This window comes from Runella sp., from assembly GCF_027484545.1.
Lineage (GTDB): Bacteria > Bacteroidota > Bacteroidia > Cytophagales > Spirosomataceae > Runella.
Map to the genome: position 1 here is coordinate 24205 of NZ_JAIXST010000166.1, position 18779 is coordinate 42983.

Here is an 18779-nt window from a genome sequence, read left to right on the forward strand (position 1 = left end):
TGAAAATATGGTAGCTATATTACACCTAATTATTCCCACACCCATCAATGAAAGCTTTGAAAACAGTATTATTCCCACGAGCCTCAAACCCCGGGTTTAATGTAACCGTTTTTCCAGCATCATAAGTTACTGTACCTCCTAAAATTTTATTCGTTGCAATTATCGTTCGTCCTGATTCATAAGGATATGAGCCCATCGTGATGTTGTTTGATGAGGTAAGGTTAATCTCTAAATCACACTTCTTTGGCATTTGGATTGCAATAGTATCATTGTACGCTTTTTCAAGCATAATGTCATTCAAGGCCAAAAATTGTAAATCCTTTGTGCTAAAGCCATTTGCTTGGTCATTGACAGTTACCCCTTTTAAGATATTAACCTCGATAATGATTGACTTAATCTTTTCGCGAGCTTCTTGTAAAGCCATCATTCCTTCGGTTGGAACCATTCTATCAACTACATAAATTTCTTTAATTCCCTTAAATATATCGTTTTCAAAAATGGGTTCTTCGTCTCTTACTAACGGGATATATACATGATCTTCTTGCATTTGAGGAATCCCCTTATCTAACTTGAGATATTGCTTTTGAATTCCTAAACCTAAACCATCTTTGTCCACGCTCATATACATCCATTGGGCAGTTGAAAGCGGAATCACACCCTCAAAATCAACGGCTTTTTTTATGCCATCATCGTATTTTTTAAGGTTTGCTTCAAAAACTGCATTGGTTTTTACTGTCTTAGTCATCAAATAAGAGGCAAAATTATGGGCCATAACGGGATTACTTCTTAATATTTTGAAGACTTCCTCAATTCTTCTTCCAATTTCTAATGTTTTTGGCCCTATAGTAAGTTCGTCCGATGAATATTTACTTGAATTTAGTATATCAAAAAACAAATCAAATTGCTGAATACCCATTATAAGCGATTCTTGGGCAATGGATTTTTCAATGAGATTCAATACTTTTTTAGCTCCTTCTTCCAGTTGACCAGAACGAAATTTAACAAACGAAAGGTTGGCATTTACTTCGGTAGCGTTCATAATCCGATTATTGTACACCTCCAATAAATTATAAAAATCAAAAACATAGTTGGCAAATTGAACCACTCGCTTATAATTCATATAGCGTTCATTCGTATAAGTATTGTAAGCTGATAAGATGGGTTTTACTTTTTCTTGTTTTAATCTGCCATAAGGCAAATTATGCTCCGTTACTTTGACAGTAGGGTAAATCATTGCTGATGCTGCCGTATCTTTCGCAGTGGTGTTGGTAGTAAATTGACTACTCCAAAGTCCTACCTGTTTATTAAACAAATCCGATTGATTGTATAAATCCTGATATTGGGATTCCGCTGGACCAACTGTGTAATCGAAAGCCAATTTTATTTGTCCTTCCTCAAATTTTGAATTTAAAGCACCCAAAAGTGCCACAAAGCATGGATGACAAAAAGTGCCATCTACAAAAGCGTTTAGATAAGCTGGAGTTAATTTATCGGGATCACTATTGTCCTTAATGGTACTCCAAGTACGGTGCGGCTCAAAGCATACATCAGTGCTTCCGCCCAATAAAGCAGTCAATTTCTCGTCAATTCGTTGGTTTTGGGCAGTTAAATACTGTAGCCGCTTTTCAAGAGTTTCATTGATTTCGTACAATTGACTCATGACTTCTTGATGGTCTTTCATCATCTGCATTCGCATATCGCTTATTTGAGATGATATAAAATCTAATCTATTGACCAAATCTTGATGAACACTGGTCAAATGATCATGCAAACCTCTAAAGCCTTCATTGATAGTTTGTTCTAAAGCAGCCAATCGTTCATTGATTTGCATTAACATTTGCATTTCGGGGGTAGGCTTAGGTTTTTTGAATAGACTTATTGCACCTGCTACGGCTCCTTTATAATCACCTGCATATGCCCTAACGCCTATCTCTGCAACGGCTAAGCCTGTTGCCACATATTTTCGATCTTTCTCACTCCCAATATTAAATGCTTCCATTAATTGGAGGGCAATTGCTCCAGCTTCCAAAGCTGTTTGAGCTATTTCTAAATTCTGTTTTTTCTTTTCAACTTGCTTTAACTCTTTATCTCTAACCAATGATTTGTTAATCTCATTTAAACTGTAAGGAGTGGCTCTTCCTGCCTCTGCATCGACTTTCATATCTTCGTAAATCTTGATACGATCATCTAATGAGGTCTTTTCTAACTTGATTTCCAATAAAAGTTGTTCGGTAATTGTACCATATTTCTCTAATTTTTTTTCAATACTACCTAAACGTTTATCGGTTGCCATTTCAAAGCCTGAAAGTGATGCCCCCAACTTATAAACTACACTTTGCAGTTCCTTCTGTTTTACTAAAATCTGCTGCTGGGTAAGATTTGTATTTCGTAAATCACGCTGCAAGTCAGTTGCTTGTTGTTTTAACGTAGAAATATCAGCCGAATACATTTCCGCGACATGGTACTGCATTTGTTCATTTAATATATATTCAGCATACACATCTGCACTCGCTTTATTATGTTCAACAACGCGTTTATCTTTTTCTATTAAATTTTGGGAGGCTTGTTGAAAAGTCAAATTCTTATCTGCAGCAAACGTCTTCCCCTGATTTTTTTGCACAAAATCATCAAACTTTGCCTGTATTTGCGGGTTTTGTAATTGACCGCGTAAGTTAGTGAGAGCAGCACCCGGATTTTGTGGATTCTCTTTGATAGCCGTTGCAAGTACCGACGGAAGAGTAAGCTCAAACATTTCATCGTATCCTTTCTGACGCTCTGTAACGTAATAATCAGGGCTAAAATATTTGAATACATTCTCATTTAAGAAGTCTTTTGAGTACTGCGGCATAGAATTTTTAATATTTTCCACTTTTCCTAATACATCTACTGCTTTAGCGACCGGTTTAGGTAAAATATCCTTAAATTCGGTTAAAAGAGTTTTTATAGGCGGATAAGCATCTTTGGCAGTTCTTAGAACTACTTCTCCCAAAAAAAATTCAGCCTCTTTTTTATTCCAAACTTGATTCACTAAGTCCTTCATTTTGGCTTGTCTCTGTGCCAATCCAGTGGGCGTAAGTGGCCCAGCTAATTGGTTGTTCAGAATCTCTTGCTTCAAGCCCTCATTTGAACGAAAAAGCATTCGCATGGTAGAAAAAGTGGTTTTGTATTCATTGGTTGCTGTTTGTGCATGTAGCTCTAAAATGCTTCCACAGAACAATAGAGTGTAAATGAGAATTACCGTTTTCATATTCGTAGAGGTTATTGTTCATAAATCTTTATGTTTTTTAATGGCGTCAGCTTGATAGCTACCTATTGGCCTTAAGTTGTTCTTCGACATTCATCAAACCAGTATTGGTCGCTCTAAACGCTAAATCCGTGTTGATTTTTAACTCCTCGACCAAACTAATCAGCATTGCCTGCTTTTGCTGAATTTGTTAAGTGGACAAGGTCAATGTCCGTAACTTCTGGTTAATAGCTTTGCTATCAGCTTTAATTTGGGTTATTTCCTTCGTCGTTACCAGAGTGGTGATGTAGGTCTTTGGGTAGATCAGCCCATTCCCCTGATAATGTTATTTCCGCATGCAATAGACTTTCCTCCATCATGTGCTGACTCGACGGACTCAGCACATGTTCTGGATAACTGGATAAATGGTCTGCGCCCCAACGGAGGTTGCCATTAACAGCAAGCCGAAAAATAAGTGTAATTTCATTTGAATTATGTGGCTGATTAATAAACTCCGTCTTCGTCTACTTTGACATAGATATAAAGCGCAATATTACGGGGGCGGGTTTCGGCACCTCCAGTAGGATATATACCCACCCCTGTTCTGTTTCCAGAAGGTAAAATAGCTTCTACTCCAACTTGGTTAGGCCCACTGTCTTGAGTATTTGCATTATATGTTCTCAGCCCAAGTACATGTGTGTGACTTTTGAAATCATCTGTTTGAAAAGACCCAACAATGCGTTGGTTATCAGGGTCCCCATCTGTAGTATTCATTCGGTCTTGGCGTGATCCAGGCCCTCCATAGCTCATACCACGGATAAAACGCCCTCGTGCGTCGGGTAAATTTGTACCATTCAATAAAACGCTTGGGAAAATTTTTCTTAAATCTGCAGAGGCATTAACACCTTGCGCATCCATCATCATCCAGCCAGTACCGTGTAGTCGAATAAAATCCTGATAGGGAAGCATAGAATAGATTACATCACCTACTTTGAAATGGTCTATTACACCAGCGGGCTGTAATGATTTTGTAGCACCATGAAGCAAGAAAAGAAATGCGCCAAACATCCAGAGGTTAGATTGTTTTTTGAAATTTTGAATAAGTTTAAGCATGGGTAAAAGTTATTTATGGTTGCAGAATAATTGAATTAAACCTTTTGCACCTCTTTTAGTCTTCGCCTCGCTACTTGTATTTCTACATTGTCCGTCATCAAAACGCACCGCCTTTTTCTATCAAATCTCACCACAAAGCGACGATTAATGATACACCCTTTATGCACACGCACAAAACTTACGGGTAAATTTGGCGCATACACACAGAGGCTCTTGGAGGATAAGTGGCTTGTGCCATTGCTGAGAATAAAAGTGGTATAATTACCCGTCCCTTCTAAACGTACCACTTGACTCAAATCAATGGGTAACTTGTGTTGATACGAGTAATAAAGGGCGGGTATCATAGTGGCATTCATTCAAAAAGGGTTTGTAAGTGCGCGACAAAATTCCGTAAACGATATTTCTTACACCACGGGAAATTTCCCGTATTTGGTACCGTCTTTTTACGGTATTTTAGCTACACAAGTAGGGCATTTTACCCGCCACAAATGTTTGTTGATTATATTAACTTTGCAATACTGATTATTCAGTATTTTTGCCAACTAACCCTCTACCTCTATAAATGAATCAGCTTATTTCTTCCCCTTTTAACTTCAATGAATTCAAAAGAGTATGGAACTCAGGCGGTCTCAGTGAAGACATTGACATAGTAAGTAATTTAACAGAAAATAACCCACTATTGCACCAAACGCTTTATATGCAAGGGAATGTCTTAGCCGTACTCAATATCAAAACCATGCAATACGCCATGATTTTAGGCGATGTTGAAAAAGTCTGCGGTTGGTCTAAAGAATACTTTTATGAAGTGGGCGTGGAGGGATATGTCAATAAGTTTTTACCAAACGATTTACTTGGTCTGGGAGAGATTTCAAAACTAATTAATACATATCTGTCTACGCTTACTCCCGAGGAAACCAAGAAGTTTATGTCAATATATGATTACCAAATGTATGGAGAAGACGGACGGGTAAGAAGAGTTTGCCAAGAGGGACTTCCCTTAAAAACAGATTCTGAAGGCCATATTGTTTATCTTTTAGCTTATGCATCGGACATTACCCATTTCAAACGTACAGGCAAACAGCACCTTCATCTTTCAGGGGGTGAAAATAGCCGTTTGGTCGAGATTGATAATGCAACCAATACCTACAAAGAGTTAATTATGCTTAGTAAGCACGAACAGGAAATTGCAAAACTATTGGGTAAAGGATTGGTAAGTGAGCAGATTGCCGAGCAATTATTCATAAGTGTAAATACTGTGAATACCCATCGTCAGAATATGCTTCGAAAATTGGGTTTGGTTGACACCACTGAATTAGTCAATTTCCTGAAAATATATCGTTTGATTTAATCTTCTTCAATTTCGGCATACTGAAACCTATAAGGTCTTGGAGAACTTATAGGTTTGGTTTGTCGGGCTGAATCATATAGTTTTGGGGTAAAAAAACGTCGGCATGAATTACCACGCGGATTTTTAGGAAGATAAATTCTATCACATCATTAATCATGCAGTGGGTAACGAAAACCTATTCAGAACTAACGAAAACTACCGCTATTTTCTACAACAATACCATCATCATACCTCCCCTGTTTGGCACACCTATGCGTATTGTCTAATGCCTAATCATTTTCATCTGTTAGTACGAATACACCATCAATCAGAAATTGAACTGCATCCAAAGTATAAAGGCGATGTACATAAAGTAGTCATGCAAGCTCTCAGCAACTGGCTTAATGGCTACGCCAAAGCCTATAATAAAAGATACGAACGGCGAGGGGCTTTGTTTTTAGATTTTACCAAACGCATTCACATAGATTCGGAGGGTTACTTTATAACGGCAGTCAATTATATTCATCAGAATCCTGTGCATCATGGTTTTTGCAGAAAACCAATGGATTGGTTGTATTCATCTTACAATAGTTGCCTTTCTGAGCAAACAACTCGCATTAAACGAACGGAAATTTTAGAATGGTTTGGAGGAAAGAAAGCATTTGTCGATTTTCACGAAAATAATACCTCAGGATTAGACCCGGATAGTGAGTTTGGCTTTTAATAAAATATCAACCGAATTAAACCTATAAGGTCTGCGAATCGTCGCACCGTTAAAACCTTATAGGTTTGTAATATCAGCAGAATGCGCCGCGAAATAATAGAAACCATTAAACTCAGTATTCCAATCATCATTGCTCAACTGGGAGTGATTCTCATGGGCGTGACCGACAACCTCATGGTGGGAAGATTCTTAGGAGCCGTACCGCTTGGCGCTGCGGGTCTGGCCAATTCGCTTTCTTTTTTAGTCTCCAGTATCGGATTTGGCGGCTTGGGTGTAGTAGCTACGTTGATTTCACAGGCCAAAGGACAAAACAACACTACTGAAATCGGGAAACTTTTCCGGGCAGGAATCCGAGTAGCGGTTCTGTTAAGTATGGCATTGGGAATTGCCGGAGTCGGTGTGGCATTTGCCATGGATTCCTTTGGTCAAACACCCGAAATTACTCGTTTGGCAAAGCCGTTTATGTACATTCTCAGCGCATCTACGGTACCGTTGTTTCTGTTTATCGCTGCGCGTCAGTTAGCTGACGGACTCTCATTTACCCGTGTAGCGATGTTCGTCACTGTATCGGCGCTATTGGTAAATATTCTTTTTAACTGGGTGTTAATCAATGGTATCTGGTTTTTTCCAAAAATGGGGCTAAATGGCTCGGCTATGGCTACGCTCATTGCTCGGCTTTACATGGCTTCGGCTATTTTAGTGTATGTTTTCAGAACGCATCATTTCAAAAAGTACCTCCAAGTCTCGCACAACGTCAATTTGAATGAATTGACAAAAAAAATCCTCCGCTTGGGAATTCCGGTTGGTTTTCAATTTTTCTTTGAAATTGCGGCCTTTTCACTGGCAGTAGTGATGATCGGATGGTTAGGAGAAAATCAATTGGCTGCGCACCAAATTGCCATTAATTTGGCTTCTACCACCTACATGATGGCAACGGGCATTGCTTCGGCGGGCGCCATCCGGGTAGGTCGGGCTTTTGGGGAACAAAACTCGGCAAAAGTACAACAGGCAGGTTCAGCAGCGTTAGTGTTGACCATCGCTTTTATGGGTATCTGGTGCATTACTTTTTTGACTTCTAATGATTTTCTGGTCTCTCTTTACCTGACAGATGCTCCAGAGGTAACTCAATTAGCCGCTACACTGGTCATTTACGCGGGCTTTTTCCAATTTTCTGATGGCATTCAAGTCACTACCCTTGGAGCTTTGCGCGGCCTTACGGATGTCAATGTGCCCACCTTGATTACACTTATTGCTTATTGGGTCATTTCATTGCCCATGAGTTACCTGTTGGCTTTTACGTTCAAAATGGATGTGGAAGGTGTTTGGATTTCTCTTTCGGCAGGTCTGACTTTCTCTGCCGTTTTTCTAACCATTCGCTTCTATCGTTTGTTAAAAAAACGAAGGAAAGCTAACCTGCCTATGGCAGTTTAGTCTCACTTTTTGTTTTATATTTACACTTCTTCAACCTAAAACCTTATTTTTATGACAAAAAGGCTACTTTTTGCCCTTTCTTTCTGTTTAGTATTCCTTGCTTTTTATTCTAATGCGCAATTGTTGGACATGGACAAGCTGCATGGCCTCAAAGCGCGAAGCATTGGCCCCGCAGGAATGAGCGGACGCGTGACAAGTATTGACGTAGTACTGACCAATCCGAGTATCATCTACCTCGGAACAGCTTCTGGAGGTCTTTGGAAATCAACTAACGGGGGAACTTCTTTTTTACCCTTGTTTGACGAACAGCCCATCGCTTCTATTGGTGCGGTAACGATTAACCAAAAAAACCCTGATGTGATTTGGGCAGGGACCGGAGAAGGAAACCCTCGCAACTCCCAAAATTTTGGAAACGGTATTTACAAAAGCCTCGATGCCGGCAAAACCTGGCAGTTGATGGGATTGGAAAATACCCGTAATATTCACCGCGTCATTATCAACCCCAACAATCCAGACATAGTTTACGTAGGTGTGCAAGGTTCAGCCTACGGAGAGCATCCCGAACGAGGGGTTTATAAAACAATGGACGGAGGTAAAACGTGGGAGAAAATCTTATATATCAACGAAAAAACGGGCGTAGCCGACATGGTAATGGATCCTGTCAACCCTGACAAACTCATTGTTGGAATGTGGGAATTTCGCCGTTGGCCGTGGTTCTTCAAATCAGGAGGTCCGGGTTCGGGTATGTATGTGACATTAGACGGTGGTAAATCCTGGAAACAGCGCACCAAAGACGATGGTCTGCCCGAAGGTGAATTGGGCAAATTTGGTCTTGCCATTTCTCGTAGTAACCCCAACGTGGTGTATGCCCTGATTGAATCCAAGAAAAATGCGCTTTACCGTTCAGATGATGGCGGTCTGAAATGGAAAAAAACAACGGATAAAGGCGTTGGTGACCGTCCGTTCTACTATTTTGACCTCATGGTTGACCCTAAAAACGAAAACCGTGTCTATGAAATTGCTACCCTTATCTCTAAAAGCGAAGACGGTGGCAAAAACTTTCAGGTGATTGTGCCTTTTTCCAGAGTTCACTCCGACTACCACGCTTACTGGATTCATCCCGAGAATCCCGATTTTATGATGTTTGGCAATGACGGCGGATTAGTCATTTCGCGTGACAAAGGGAAAAACTGGAGCTTTGCCGAAAACCTGCCCGTTGGTCAATTTTACCACATCAACGTGGACAATGAAATCCCTTTCAATGTATACGGTGGAATGCAGGATAACGGTTCGTGGAAAGGTCCGAGTGCCGTATGGCGTGAAGGAGGTATCCGTACCGAGCATTGGGAAGAATTATTTTTTGGAGATGGTTTTGACGTAGTTCCCGACCGTGCCAATTCTCGCTACGGATGGGCCATGTCGCAGGGAGGTTATTTGGGACGCTACGATTTAGCAACTGGTGACACGAAGTTTATGAAACCCGTTCATCCCGACGGAACTACGCTACGCTTTAACTGGAATACCGGTATAGCCGCTGACCCCTTTGATGCCAAAACCATTTACTATGGCAGCCAGTTTTTGCACAAAAGCACCAACCGTGGCGATTCGTGGGAAATCATCAGTCCTGATTTAACAACCAATGACACCACCAAGCAAAAAGCAAACACCAGTGGCGGTATTACTTTCGATGCAACGTTTGCCGAAAACCACTGTACCATTATGGCTATTGCTCCAAGTACGCTTCAGCAGGGGGTGCTATGGGTAGGAACGGATGACGGCAATCTTCAACTCACTACCGATGGCGGTAAAACGTGGGCCAACCTCATCAAGAATATCAAAGGAGTACCTGCCAATACGTGGATTACCCAAATTCAAGCTTCTAAATACAGTGCTGGAGAAGCGTTTGTCGTCTTTGACAATCACCGCATGAACGATTGGAAGCCTTACGTATTTCGTACCAAAGATTTTGGAAAAACGTGGGAATCAGTCGTCAATGATTCAAAAGTAGGCTTCTGCTATGCCATTGCACAAGACCCCGAAGTACCCAATTTGCTGTTTTTGGGAACAGAATTCGGGCTGTACGTGAGCATCGATGCGGGCAAAAACTGGGCCAAATGGAAGTCCGGTTACCCCACGGTACCCACCATGGATTTGGTCATTCATCCCCGCGACCATGATTTAGCCATCAGTACTTTTGGACGCGCTATCTATATCTTGGACGATATCCGCCCCTTGCGTAGTATCGCCAAAGAAGGAGTTGCTGTCCTGAATAAACCACTGAAAGTCTTTCCCGCTCCTGATGCCTATTTAGCCATTTATCGCCAACCCAACGGGAAACATGATTTTCAAACCGACAACCTGTTCATTGGAGAAAATCGCCCTAAAGGTGCCATGATCAGTTTTGCCTTTACGCCCAAAGACAAGGATAAAAAAGACAGCGTCAAAGTAGAAGTTTTGAACGCGGCAAGAAATGTAATCAGAACCTTTAAAACAGAAGCAAAAAGCGGTGTAAATCGTTTTCAATGGGCTTTAGACCAAAAAAGTGTTCGTTTCCCAGCTGTGCCTAAGCCGCAAGCTGATGCTCCCGAGCGCGGCGGAATGGAAATTTTACCAGGCACCTATAGCGTCCGAATCAGTTATGGAGACACTAAAGACTCTACTGCGGTTGTAGTAAAAGCCGACCCACGCTCTCCCATCACCGATACCGAGCGAAAAGCCCGTTATGACATGGCCGCGCAATTAGTAAAGTCGCTGCAAGTGGTTACCAATGCCGCAGACCAATTGCGTGCCGTAAAAGAAACCGTTGATTTGACAAATAAACAACTGGCAGAGCGCGAAGATGAGAAAGCCAAAAATGTTAAAAAGTTGGGTAAAGAAATGCAGGAAAAAGCTAAAAAACTGCTTTACACCCTTTACTCTGATCCCGAAATCGCCGGCATCATCAGCAACCCCAATTTGATTACTTCGGTAGCCGGCAATGCCCTCAATTATTTCCGTGAGGCCGAAGGAATGCCCGGCCCTACTGAACAAACAGTATTGAAACAGGCTACGGAGGCCATGAAAAAAGCGTTGGTTCCCATCAATGCGTTCTTTGAAAAAGACTGGGCCGGTTACCGAAAATCCGTAACCGAATCTGAGCCTAAGTTGTTCCAAGACTATCAACCGTTGAAAATTGATTAAGTAGGTCATTGTAAGCCCAAACTTTGGAGGCTTAGAGAAACTATTTTTTGTAAACGCACACGCTCGTTTCTCACGAGCGTGTGCTATTTATTAAGTTCCGAGCCTCTGCCTTGAATTACAGTTTAGTTGGTGTATTTATTCAAAACGTTACAAACTAAATGAAAGCTAAATTTTTCTTCCTTTTGTGGCTTCTAACCGTTGCTGCTTTTGCCCAAAAGAAAACCGCCCCTGCCGCACCATTCAATCCGTTCATTGGCTTAGATGCTTTTGTCAATCAAATGCTTACGGAGTGGCGCGTTCCGGGAGCCTCGGTGGCGATTGTGAAAGATGGGAAATTACTTTACGCCAAAGGCTATGGTCTCAAGGATGTCAAAAACAACCTGCCGGTTACTGAGAAAACGCTGTTTCCAATTGCCTCCTGTACCAAATCGTTTACGTCAGCGGCATTAGCGATATTGGCCGATGAAGGCAAATTGGACTGGAACAAACCCGTCAAAGAGTATATGCCTGATTTCCAACTGCATGATGAATACGCGACGCGCACGGTAACGGCGCGGGATTTGGTGTCGCATCGCACTGGTTTGGCTCGTCACGATTGGACGTGGCTTTATGCCAATCTCGACCGCCAAAGTCTCTACCAACGCCTGAAATACTTACCGCTTTCCAAACCCGTGTATGCTCAATATCAATACAATAACCTCATGTTCATGACGGCGGGCGTATTGGTGGAACGCATTTCGGAAAAAAGTTGGGAGAATTTTTTACGCGAAAAAATCCTGCAACCGCTTGGGATGAAACAAACAGTACTCACCTATCCTGAGCTTTTCCAAACTGCTGATTATGCTCTTTCTTATCGCGATAACAATGGGCAATGGGCAGAGCAGGGCTTTGGCAGCAACGTGGATGCCATCGGTCCGGCGGGTTCCGTCAAATCCAACGCCGTTGAAATGGCTAATTGGCTCCTCATGCAATTAGGAAAAGGTAAGTTTGGTGAAAAACAAATTGTATCGGAAGCAAATTTGAAAGAAAATCATACGCCGCATATCATTGTCTCGCCCGCAGAGATTACGTTTAGTGAGTTGGGGTATGCCACTTATGGAATGGGATGGAGCATTAACACCTATCGAGGCTTCTTACGATTGGCTCATAACGGCTCCATCGAAGGGTATCGTTCTCAAATGGCTTTTTTTCCAAACGAAAATCTCGGGGTTGTTATACTGACCAATACCGGTCTGGCCGATTATTATTTTGTTAATTCTGTCTGCAATTACGTATCGGACAAATGGCTGAATCTATCTGCTATTGATTGGCCAAGTCGCCTTAAAACGGCACAGGCCGAAGCAAAAGCAGAAACGGAAAAAGCCAAACAGGACAATGCGGCTAAACGTAAATCAGATACCAAGCCTTCGCACAATTCGGATTCCTATACGGGCACCTACCAACATCCTGCTTACGGTTCCTTTGCATTGGAAGCTCGGGGAGATGATGAATTTATCGGAGTTTTTCATGGATTGCCTTTTACTCTAAAACACTACCATTACGATGTTTTTGAAGGCACCGGTGTATTCGACCAAACCAAGTTTGATTTTCGTATTGATGCCAAGGGAGCAATTGACCGCGTGATGGTTACCCTCTCAAATGCCGGTGAAATTGAGTTCAAAAAAGGAGCCCCATCCCCTTAGTATTTTTACAACCGTATCCTTCATATAATCCTACCAATCCCCCTATTTCGCCGTTTATCCAATTTTCGTAGAGGGAGCAAGTTTAGTTTTGTAACCTTGAATCGAAAATCCGAAACAGCGATGAAAAATTGGTTACTCGCCTTCGCGTTGGGAGTTAGTACATACGCCCAAGCTCAGCAAAAGTATAGTCTTCAACAGTGCGTCAGTATCGCGTTGGAAAACAACCTGCAACTGCGGCAATTAATGCTGCAAGTCCAAACAGGTCAAAACAACCTTGAGCTATCTCAATGGCAGCGCTACCCTACCCTCAACTTTAACGGAAGCCAAGGGTTGCAATCGGGCCGTAACATTGATCCGTTCACCAACCAATTTGTGGAACAAACGGTCAATTTTTCCAGTTTTCAGCTCAATACAGGGGTTAACTTATTTAATGGGTATCAACAAAAAAATATCATTAGACAAAACCAGTTGAACGTTCAGGCAACGATGAAAGATGTAGAATCTAATCGCAATGCCTTGATTCTGAACATTGCTTCAAGTTTTATTTTGCTCTTAAATAACCAGGAACAACTTGAATTTGCCCGTCGGCAGGCTGAAACGACTCGCTTTCAATTAGAGCGTACCGAAAAACTGGTCAAAGCAGGTTCTTTACCAGAAATTAACCTCTATGACATTCGTTCTCAGTTGGCCAACGATGAATTATCCATTGTAAATGCGCAAAACAGCATCGAAACGGCCAAATTGACTCTCAAGCAGTACTTGAATCTTCCTGCAAGCGAAACAATTGAAATTGCCCCTATCAATCTGCCTGCTCCCAACGCAAATACTCCTTACGACGCTACTCTCGAACAAGTCTATAACGCGGCTATTAAGTATTTGCCCGATATGGAAGCCGCCAATTTTCGTATTGAAAGTGCAAAAGCAGGCGTGGACATTGCGAAAGGAGCTAAACTGCCCTCCATTTCGTTAGGCGGTGGACTTAGTTCCTCCTTTTCAAGTGCGGCACCGAAACAACGTTTTGTGGGAGACGGCGGAGATTCTAGAATAGTAGACGTACCCTCGTCAATTAGGTATGTATCCTATTCCGGATTCACAGTCCCTGTTATCGAAAAGGTAACGATTCCAAGCGGCTCCATTAAAAACTTCGGGTATTTAGACCAATTGAATTTTAACCGTAATGCCTCGCTTTCTTTATCATTGCGGATGCCTATTTTCAACGGTTATCAGGTAAGATACCGGATTGCCAATGCTCAAATCCAGCAGAAAAACGTAGAGTACCAAGCCCAAATAGTCCGTAATCAAGTACGTCAGACGGTAGAGCAGGCTTATTACACGATGTTGAACGCGGCCAAACGTTACGATGCCACAGCGCGGCAAATTGAATCGTTGGAATTGTCGTTTAAAGCCGCCGAAGCACGCCTTAACGCCGGTGCTATCAACGCTGTCGAATACAACATCTCCAAAAACAACCTCGACCGGTCACGCGCCAGCTTAATCCAGGCCAAATACGAATATATTTTCCGTACCAAGATTCTGGATTTCTACCAAAGTAAGCCACTAACACTGGAATAATGCAGAAGTAAGAAGTCGGAGATAAGAAGCGAGAAGAGAATCAAGCGTTGATTGTGTGTATCATCTCCACGGCCACTTAGAACCTCGTCATTCACTAAATCACTCATTTACTAAATCACTCATTATTTATAAAAAACATGGCTAAAAAATCTTCTTCTCGTATATGGTGGATACTCGGTGGCGTTGTGCTGGTATTGGTAGCAGGGTTGGTCATAGCCAAACAAGTAGGTTGGATCGGAAAGATAAAACCTACTGAAGTAGAGTTTGCCAAAGTCAAAAAAATGGACATCATTGAGCGTGTGAGCGCTTCAGGAAAAGTTCAGCCCGAAGTTGAAGTCAAAATCAGCCCCGATGTACCAGGTGAAATCATTGGTTTGTACGTAGAAGAAGGCGATTCTATCGTGAAGGGGCAATTATTAGCCAAAATTCGCCCCGATAACTATGAAGCGTTATTGGCCCGTTCACAGGCAGCCGTCAACGCAAATAAAGCTGATGTTGAACGCTCTAAGGCAGCGTTGGCACAATCCAATGCCCAGTTAATTCGCGCCAAAACCGACTATGAGCGTAATCAGAAATTGATGGCCGATAAAGTAGTTTCTGAAGCCGATTTTCAAAGAGCAGAAGCTGATTACCGCGTGGCTCAACAAAACGTCGAAGCCGGAAAGGCATCCGTAGAAGCTTCTAAATTTAACGTTCAAAGTGCGGAAGCTGCTTTGCGCGATGCCGCTGAAAACCTGCGTAAAACAACGATTTATGCCCCTCAAAGCGGTACAGTTTCCAAACTCAATGTAGAACTTGGAGACCGCGTGGTAGGAACATCACAAATGGCGGGTACCGAAATGATGCGTATTGCCAACCTCAACAACATGGAAGTGCGAGTGGATGTCAATGAAAACGACATCGTTCGGGTTAACTTGGGAGATACTGTCGAAATTGAAGTTGATTCCTATACCGATCGTAAATTTCAAGGAATGGTCACGGAAATTGCCAATACAGCCAATGGAATGGGAACTGCCTCTGCGGCCGCCAATTCGACCGATGCAGTAACTGAGTTTGAAGTTAAAATCAAAATACTGAATTCATCTTATCGCGATTTAATGGCCAAACGCGCCAAAAAATCGTACCCTTTCAAACCCGGGATGACTGCTGCCGTTGAAATTATCACCGAGCGTAAAGTTGGGATTTTATCGGTACCGATTGCTGCGGTAACCACCCGCGGAAAAGAGGCAGAAGTAGAAAAGAAAGAAGGAGATAACACTCCTCCTCCTGCAACGAATGAAAACGAACAAAAAGCCAAGAAAGAAGAAAAACTCAAAGAATTGGTTTTTGTAAACGATAAAGGAAAAGCCGCGATTCGTGAAGTTAAAACGGGAATCAGTGACTTTGAAAGTATTGAAATCATCTCCGGTTTGAAAGAAGGCGAAGAAATTATCTCCGGTCCGTTTATCGAAGTATCAAAACGACTCAAAGCAGGCACGCTTGTCATCAAGAAAGTGGCTAAAAAGAAAGACCCGAAAGAAGAGGCAGGTAGCGACAAATAAACTGCCATTAGTAAGACATAAGGGGAAATGCCGGATAGGGTATTTCCCCTTATTATTTTTATACCTTACCGCTTTTCTGTCAGTCAAATCCAATAAAATGCTTCTTCATTTTGCATTTTTAATTTTTTTAAGGGAAAGTAGCTAAATTTGCGTGCTTTTGATCCCTAACCTATGCAGCGTTTCTTCTACTTATTGCTTCTGTTGGCAAGTTTTTATTCAACAACCGGTTTATCACAAACCGAATTTCGGCTCGGTATTGAAGTCAGAGATAAATATACCAAGCGATCGCTTGTTCCTATCATATCTGTCTTGGCCGCTAACAGTGAGGCTGAATTAAAAGGTCAAATGGTCAACGATTGGTATGTCGTTCAAGTAAAGCCGGGCATTCAATATCAGGTATTTGTAGCCCTTGAGCAATACAAAACCTATCGCCAAACTCATACGTTTGAACCAAGTACCGCGCCTGTTAATGGTATTTATCCTTTTGTTATTGATTTGGAATCGGTCAATCCGCCCAAAACTTTTGCCGTAGCAAACAGCGAAAACGCGGGGCAAACTATTTTAATCATCGATAAAAAACAGCGGGCAGTTGTACAAAAAGCGATTATTACGGTCAAAGACAACCGCACCGGACAGTTCATCCCTGTCAAAAAGAACCCTAACGTGGGAGGAAGTTGGTTGGCTGAATTGAAAGAAACGGAACAATATACGTTGGAAGTTTCGGCACCCGATTACGAAACCTATCAAGAGACGGTTAAAATCAAAGCAGGAGAAGGTCTGGAAATTCCTCTCACTCGAATTCCGAAACAGGAGTTGAAATTCTTAGCCGTTGACGCAGCCACTAATAAACCCATTGCCGCTCAATTTAAAATATCCGACGAAACCAAAGAAAGTTATACCGGCACTACCAATACGGAAGGAAGCCTTTTTAACCCAACGGTTATTGTTCAAAAGCAACTTTATTCTCTGGTAGTAAGCGCTAACGGCTATCGAAGACATGAGTCAAAACTGGCAGTAAATGCAGAACTGCCCGCAGGACAAGCCACTCAAATCATCAAATTGTCAAAAGTAGATGTAGTTCTTAAAATCAAAATTCTGGAAGAACAAACTGCACTGCCCATTACGGCTAATGTACGGGTCATTGATCAAACAGACAAACGGCCGGTACTAAACGTAAAAGGCACTCCTAATGGGCAAGCTGCCACTCCCCTCAATCCCGACCACCGTTATGTGGTAGAGGCTGAAGCAAAAGGTTTTATGCCTTACCAACAAGCGCTGGAAAAAAGCCTTCCCATCCTCGGTGAAAACAGCGAACTGACAATCAAACTTGCTAAAATCGGCGATACCTATCTCAATCTGTCCGCCGTTAATGCTGCCACGGGCCAGCGAATTGCTGCCACTTTCAAAATCACAGCCTCCCTGACCGAACAGACTACCGAGCTTAAAGGAACCGCCTCTCCTACTCCTTTAAAACATAAAATCAGCGAACCTGATGTTTATCACGTTGAAACTGTAGCGCCGGGGTATGTTTCCCTAAAGCATGATATTGATGCCGAAGAAATGGCAGTAGGACAAGTATTTAATTATCAGGCCCAACTGACTCCCGATGCGGCCAAACCGGCCGCCGTTCCTACCCAATTTTTTGCGTTTAAGGTGTTGGATGCCAATACCCGTAGAGCGATTCCTTACCTGCGCTTTAAGATTTCCAATTTAGCGAATCAAAAAGCCGTTCCGGCCAAAATAAGGGCTTCCGATGTACGTGCCAACCTACAAATTGGCCAAAACTACCTGGCAGAAATTGAGGCCAATGGGTACGAAAAAATCAGTATGCGCATCGAAACGGCCGAATGGGTAAAACGAGGAGCGTTGTTAACCAACGTGGCCCTTATCCCCGTCAAAAAAATCGTAGCCCCGAGAGGAAAACCGGTAGTGAATGATAAAATATTTGATAACATCAAAGCGGGTCAATCGTTAACCATCGAAGATAACGTGTACTTTGACCAAAGCAGTTATATTTTACGTTCTGAAGCGCACAATCAACTCAATCGCTTGGCGACTATCATGGCTAAAAACCCTGCCATTCACATTGAAATTGTGGGACATACCGACAATATCGGCGATCCGCGCCTCAATCAAATCCTGTCAGAGCAACGTTCCAAGGTCATTGCCAATTATTTAGCCAATCAGGGAGTCAATGAAGCCAATATTACCCACCGAGGGGAAGGCCAAACCAAACCCATTGCACCTAATGACTCCGAAGAAAACCGCCAACGCAACCGTAGAGTGCAGTTTTTAGTGAGATAAAATTAATATTTTTACTGTTTTACTTGGAGATGTTATACAATTTGGAGAATTTTCATTGCCCAAATTAGCAACTCTCTATGAAAAATTTTCTACTTTTCCCATTTTTAGCTTTATTGGCCTGCCAACCTGAGCCAGAAAAGGCTTCGCCTCTGTTTTACATTACAGCTTCCCGCAATGATACTCCCAGCAAGCTACGGGAGAACTGTGTATTTAGATATAATTTGGACTCACCTTTTAACCGCCTTGCTGACCAGGCCCAACAAGATGCCATTAAAACGGCCTTCGGCCTTTGGCAATCAAGTAATCCCAACCTACGATTTCTTCGCTATCAAGGTACTAATGTCGAATTAATGATTCGTTTTGTTCCCAGTGCTACCCTAAATAATGAAACTCTTAAAGCACCAATCGGTCTGGTACGGGGGGAAGTAGCGACTTTATCTGCCTCAAAAAAAGAAAACACTACCCACGTCATTTTATTGAGTAATGATTATGCATGGGATACCCAATCGCTTGCGTGCGTAGTTACTCATCAAATCGGACTTTTTTTAGGACTTAATACCTCATGGGTGTACGAATAAATGCAGAGCAATACTAAATTAGCCACAAAAAACGATGGACAAACAAAAAGCGACAGAAATTCTACTTTCCAAGTTAGATGAATGGGAAAAAATGCCCAAGCCTG

General features: G+C 42.2%; 12 protein-coding genes. 9 read left to right on the forward strand and 3 right to left on the reverse strand.

The annotated features are described in order from the left end of the window. Positions 1 to 25 precede the first annotated feature (25 nt). The 3 genes from Q0081_RS15745 to Q0081_RS31890 form a co-directional block, all read right to left on the reverse strand. Complete coding sequence (locus Q0081_RS15745) at positions 26 to 3247, reverse strand: 3-coathanger stack domain-containing protein (protein ID WP_298355135.1); 3222 nt, start codon at positions 3245 to 3247, stop codon at positions 26 to 28. A 480-nt stretch (positions 3248 to 3727) separates the two neighbouring features. Then, complete coding sequence (locus Q0081_RS15750; protein ID WP_298355137.1) at positions 3728 to 4336, reverse strand: hypothetical protein; 609 nt, start codon at positions 4334 to 4336, stop codon at positions 3728 to 3730. 35 nt (positions 4337 to 4371) lie between these two features. Continuing rightward, complete coding sequence (locus Q0081_RS31890) at positions 4372 to 4692, reverse strand: LytR/AlgR family response regulator transcription factor (RefSeq protein ID WP_409034067.1); 321 nt, start codon at positions 4690 to 4692, stop codon at positions 4372 to 4374. Between the two features lie 206 nt (positions 4693 to 4898). Between Q0081_RS31890 and Q0081_RS15755 the strand changes: the two genes are divergently transcribed. The 9 genes from Q0081_RS15755 (at position 4899) to Q0081_RS15795 (ending at position 18675) form a co-directional block, all read left to right on the forward strand. Then, on the forward strand, positions 4899 to 5684 hold the full coding sequence (locus Q0081_RS15755; RefSeq protein ID WP_298355139.1) for a response regulator transcription factor: 786 nt from the start codon (positions 4899 to 4901) through the stop codon (positions 5682 to 5684). Between the two features lie 160 nt (positions 5685 to 5844). Beyond that, positions 5845 to 6387, forward strand: a complete 543-nt coding sequence (locus tag Q0081_RS15760; protein ID WP_298355141.1) for a hypothetical protein — start codon at positions 5845 to 5847, stop codon at positions 6385 to 6387. 81 nt (positions 6388 to 6468) lie between these two features. After that, positions 6469 to 7818 carry an MATE family efflux transporter gene (locus Q0081_RS15765; protein WP_298355143.1) on the forward strand — a complete coding sequence of 450 codons (1350 nt, stop codon included), beginning with the start codon at positions 6469 to 6471 and terminating at the stop codon, positions 7816 to 7818. 51 nt (positions 7819 to 7869) lie between these two features. Further along, positions 7870 to 10998 (forward strand): VPS10 domain-containing protein, encoded by a 3129-nt coding sequence (locus tag Q0081_RS15770; RefSeq protein ID WP_298355145.1) that lies wholly within the window; start codon positions 7870 to 7872, stop codon positions 10996 to 10998. A 158-nt stretch (positions 10999 to 11156) separates the two neighbouring features. After that, positions 11157 to 12680 carry a serine hydrolase gene (locus tag Q0081_RS15775; RefSeq protein WP_298355147.1) on the forward strand — a complete coding sequence of 508 codons (1524 nt, stop codon included), beginning with the start codon at positions 11157 to 11159 and terminating at the stop codon, positions 12678 to 12680. A 120-nt stretch (positions 12681 to 12800) separates the two neighbouring features. After that, the gene (locus Q0081_RS15780; protein WP_298355149.1) at positions 12801 to 14252 is read left to right on the forward strand and encodes a TolC family protein; all 1452 of its coding nucleotides are present in this window, start codon (positions 12801 to 12803) and stop codon (positions 14250 to 14252) included. 137 nt (positions 14253 to 14389) lie between these two features. Then, on the forward strand, positions 14390 to 15793 hold the full coding sequence (locus Q0081_RS15785; protein WP_298355151.1) for an efflux RND transporter periplasmic adaptor subunit: 1404 nt from the start codon (positions 14390 to 14392) through the stop codon (positions 15791 to 15793). A gap of 171 nt (positions 15794 to 15964) precedes the next feature. Beyond that, a complete protein-coding gene (locus tag Q0081_RS15790; protein ID WP_298355153.1) occupies positions 15965 to 18097 on the forward strand; it encodes an OmpA family protein in 2133 nt (710 codons plus the stop codon). 77 nt (positions 18098 to 18174) lie between these two features. After that, complete coding sequence (locus tag Q0081_RS15795; protein WP_298355155.1) at positions 18175 to 18675, forward strand: matrixin family metalloprotease; 501 nt, start codon at positions 18175 to 18177, stop codon at positions 18673 to 18675. Positions 18676 to 18779 lie beyond the last annotated feature (104 nt).

What these genes read in the sequence shown, in the direction of transcription:
- Q0081_RS15745 (WP_298355135.1), bottom strand. Translation starts at nt 3,247, where the DNA reads ATGAAAACGGTAATTCTCATTTACACTCTATTGTTCTGTGGAAGCATT.
- Q0081_RS15750 (WP_298355137.1), bottom strand. Translation starts at nt 4,336, where the DNA reads ATGCTTAAACTTATTCAAAATTTCAAAAAACAATCTAACCTCTGGATG.
- Q0081_RS31890 (WP_409034067.1), bottom strand. Translation starts at nt 4,692, where the DNA reads ATGAATGCCACTATGATACCCGCCCTTTATTACTCGTATCAACACAAG.
- Q0081_RS15755 (WP_298355139.1), top strand. Translation starts at nt 4,899, where the DNA reads ATGAATCAGCTTATTTCTTCCCCTTTTAACTTCAATGAATTCAAAAGA.
- Q0081_RS15765 (WP_298355143.1), top strand. Translation starts at nt 6,469, where the DNA reads ATGCGCCGCGAAATAATAGAAACCATTAAACTCAGTATTCCAATCATC.
- Q0081_RS15770 (WP_298355145.1), top strand. Translation starts at nt 7,870, where the DNA reads ATGACAAAAAGGCTACTTTTTGCCCTTTCTTTCTGTTTAGTATTCCTT.
- Q0081_RS15775 (WP_298355147.1), top strand. Translation starts at nt 11,157, where the DNA reads ATGAAAGCTAAATTTTTCTTCCTTTTGTGGCTTCTAACCGTTGCTGCT.
- Q0081_RS15780 (WP_298355149.1), top strand. Translation starts at nt 12,801, where the DNA reads ATGAAAAATTGGTTACTCGCCTTCGCGTTGGGAGTTAGTACATACGCC.
- Q0081_RS15785 (WP_298355151.1), top strand. Translation starts at nt 14,390, where the DNA reads ATGGCTAAAAAATCTTCTTCTCGTATATGGTGGATACTCGGTGGCGTT.
- Q0081_RS15790 (WP_298355153.1), top strand. Translation starts at nt 15,965, where the DNA reads ATGCAGCGTTTCTTCTACTTATTGCTTCTGTTGGCAAGTTTTTATTCA.
- Q0081_RS15795 (WP_298355155.1), top strand. Translation starts at nt 18,175, where the DNA reads ATGAAAAATTTTCTACTTTTCCCATTTTTAGCTTTATTGGCCTGCCAA.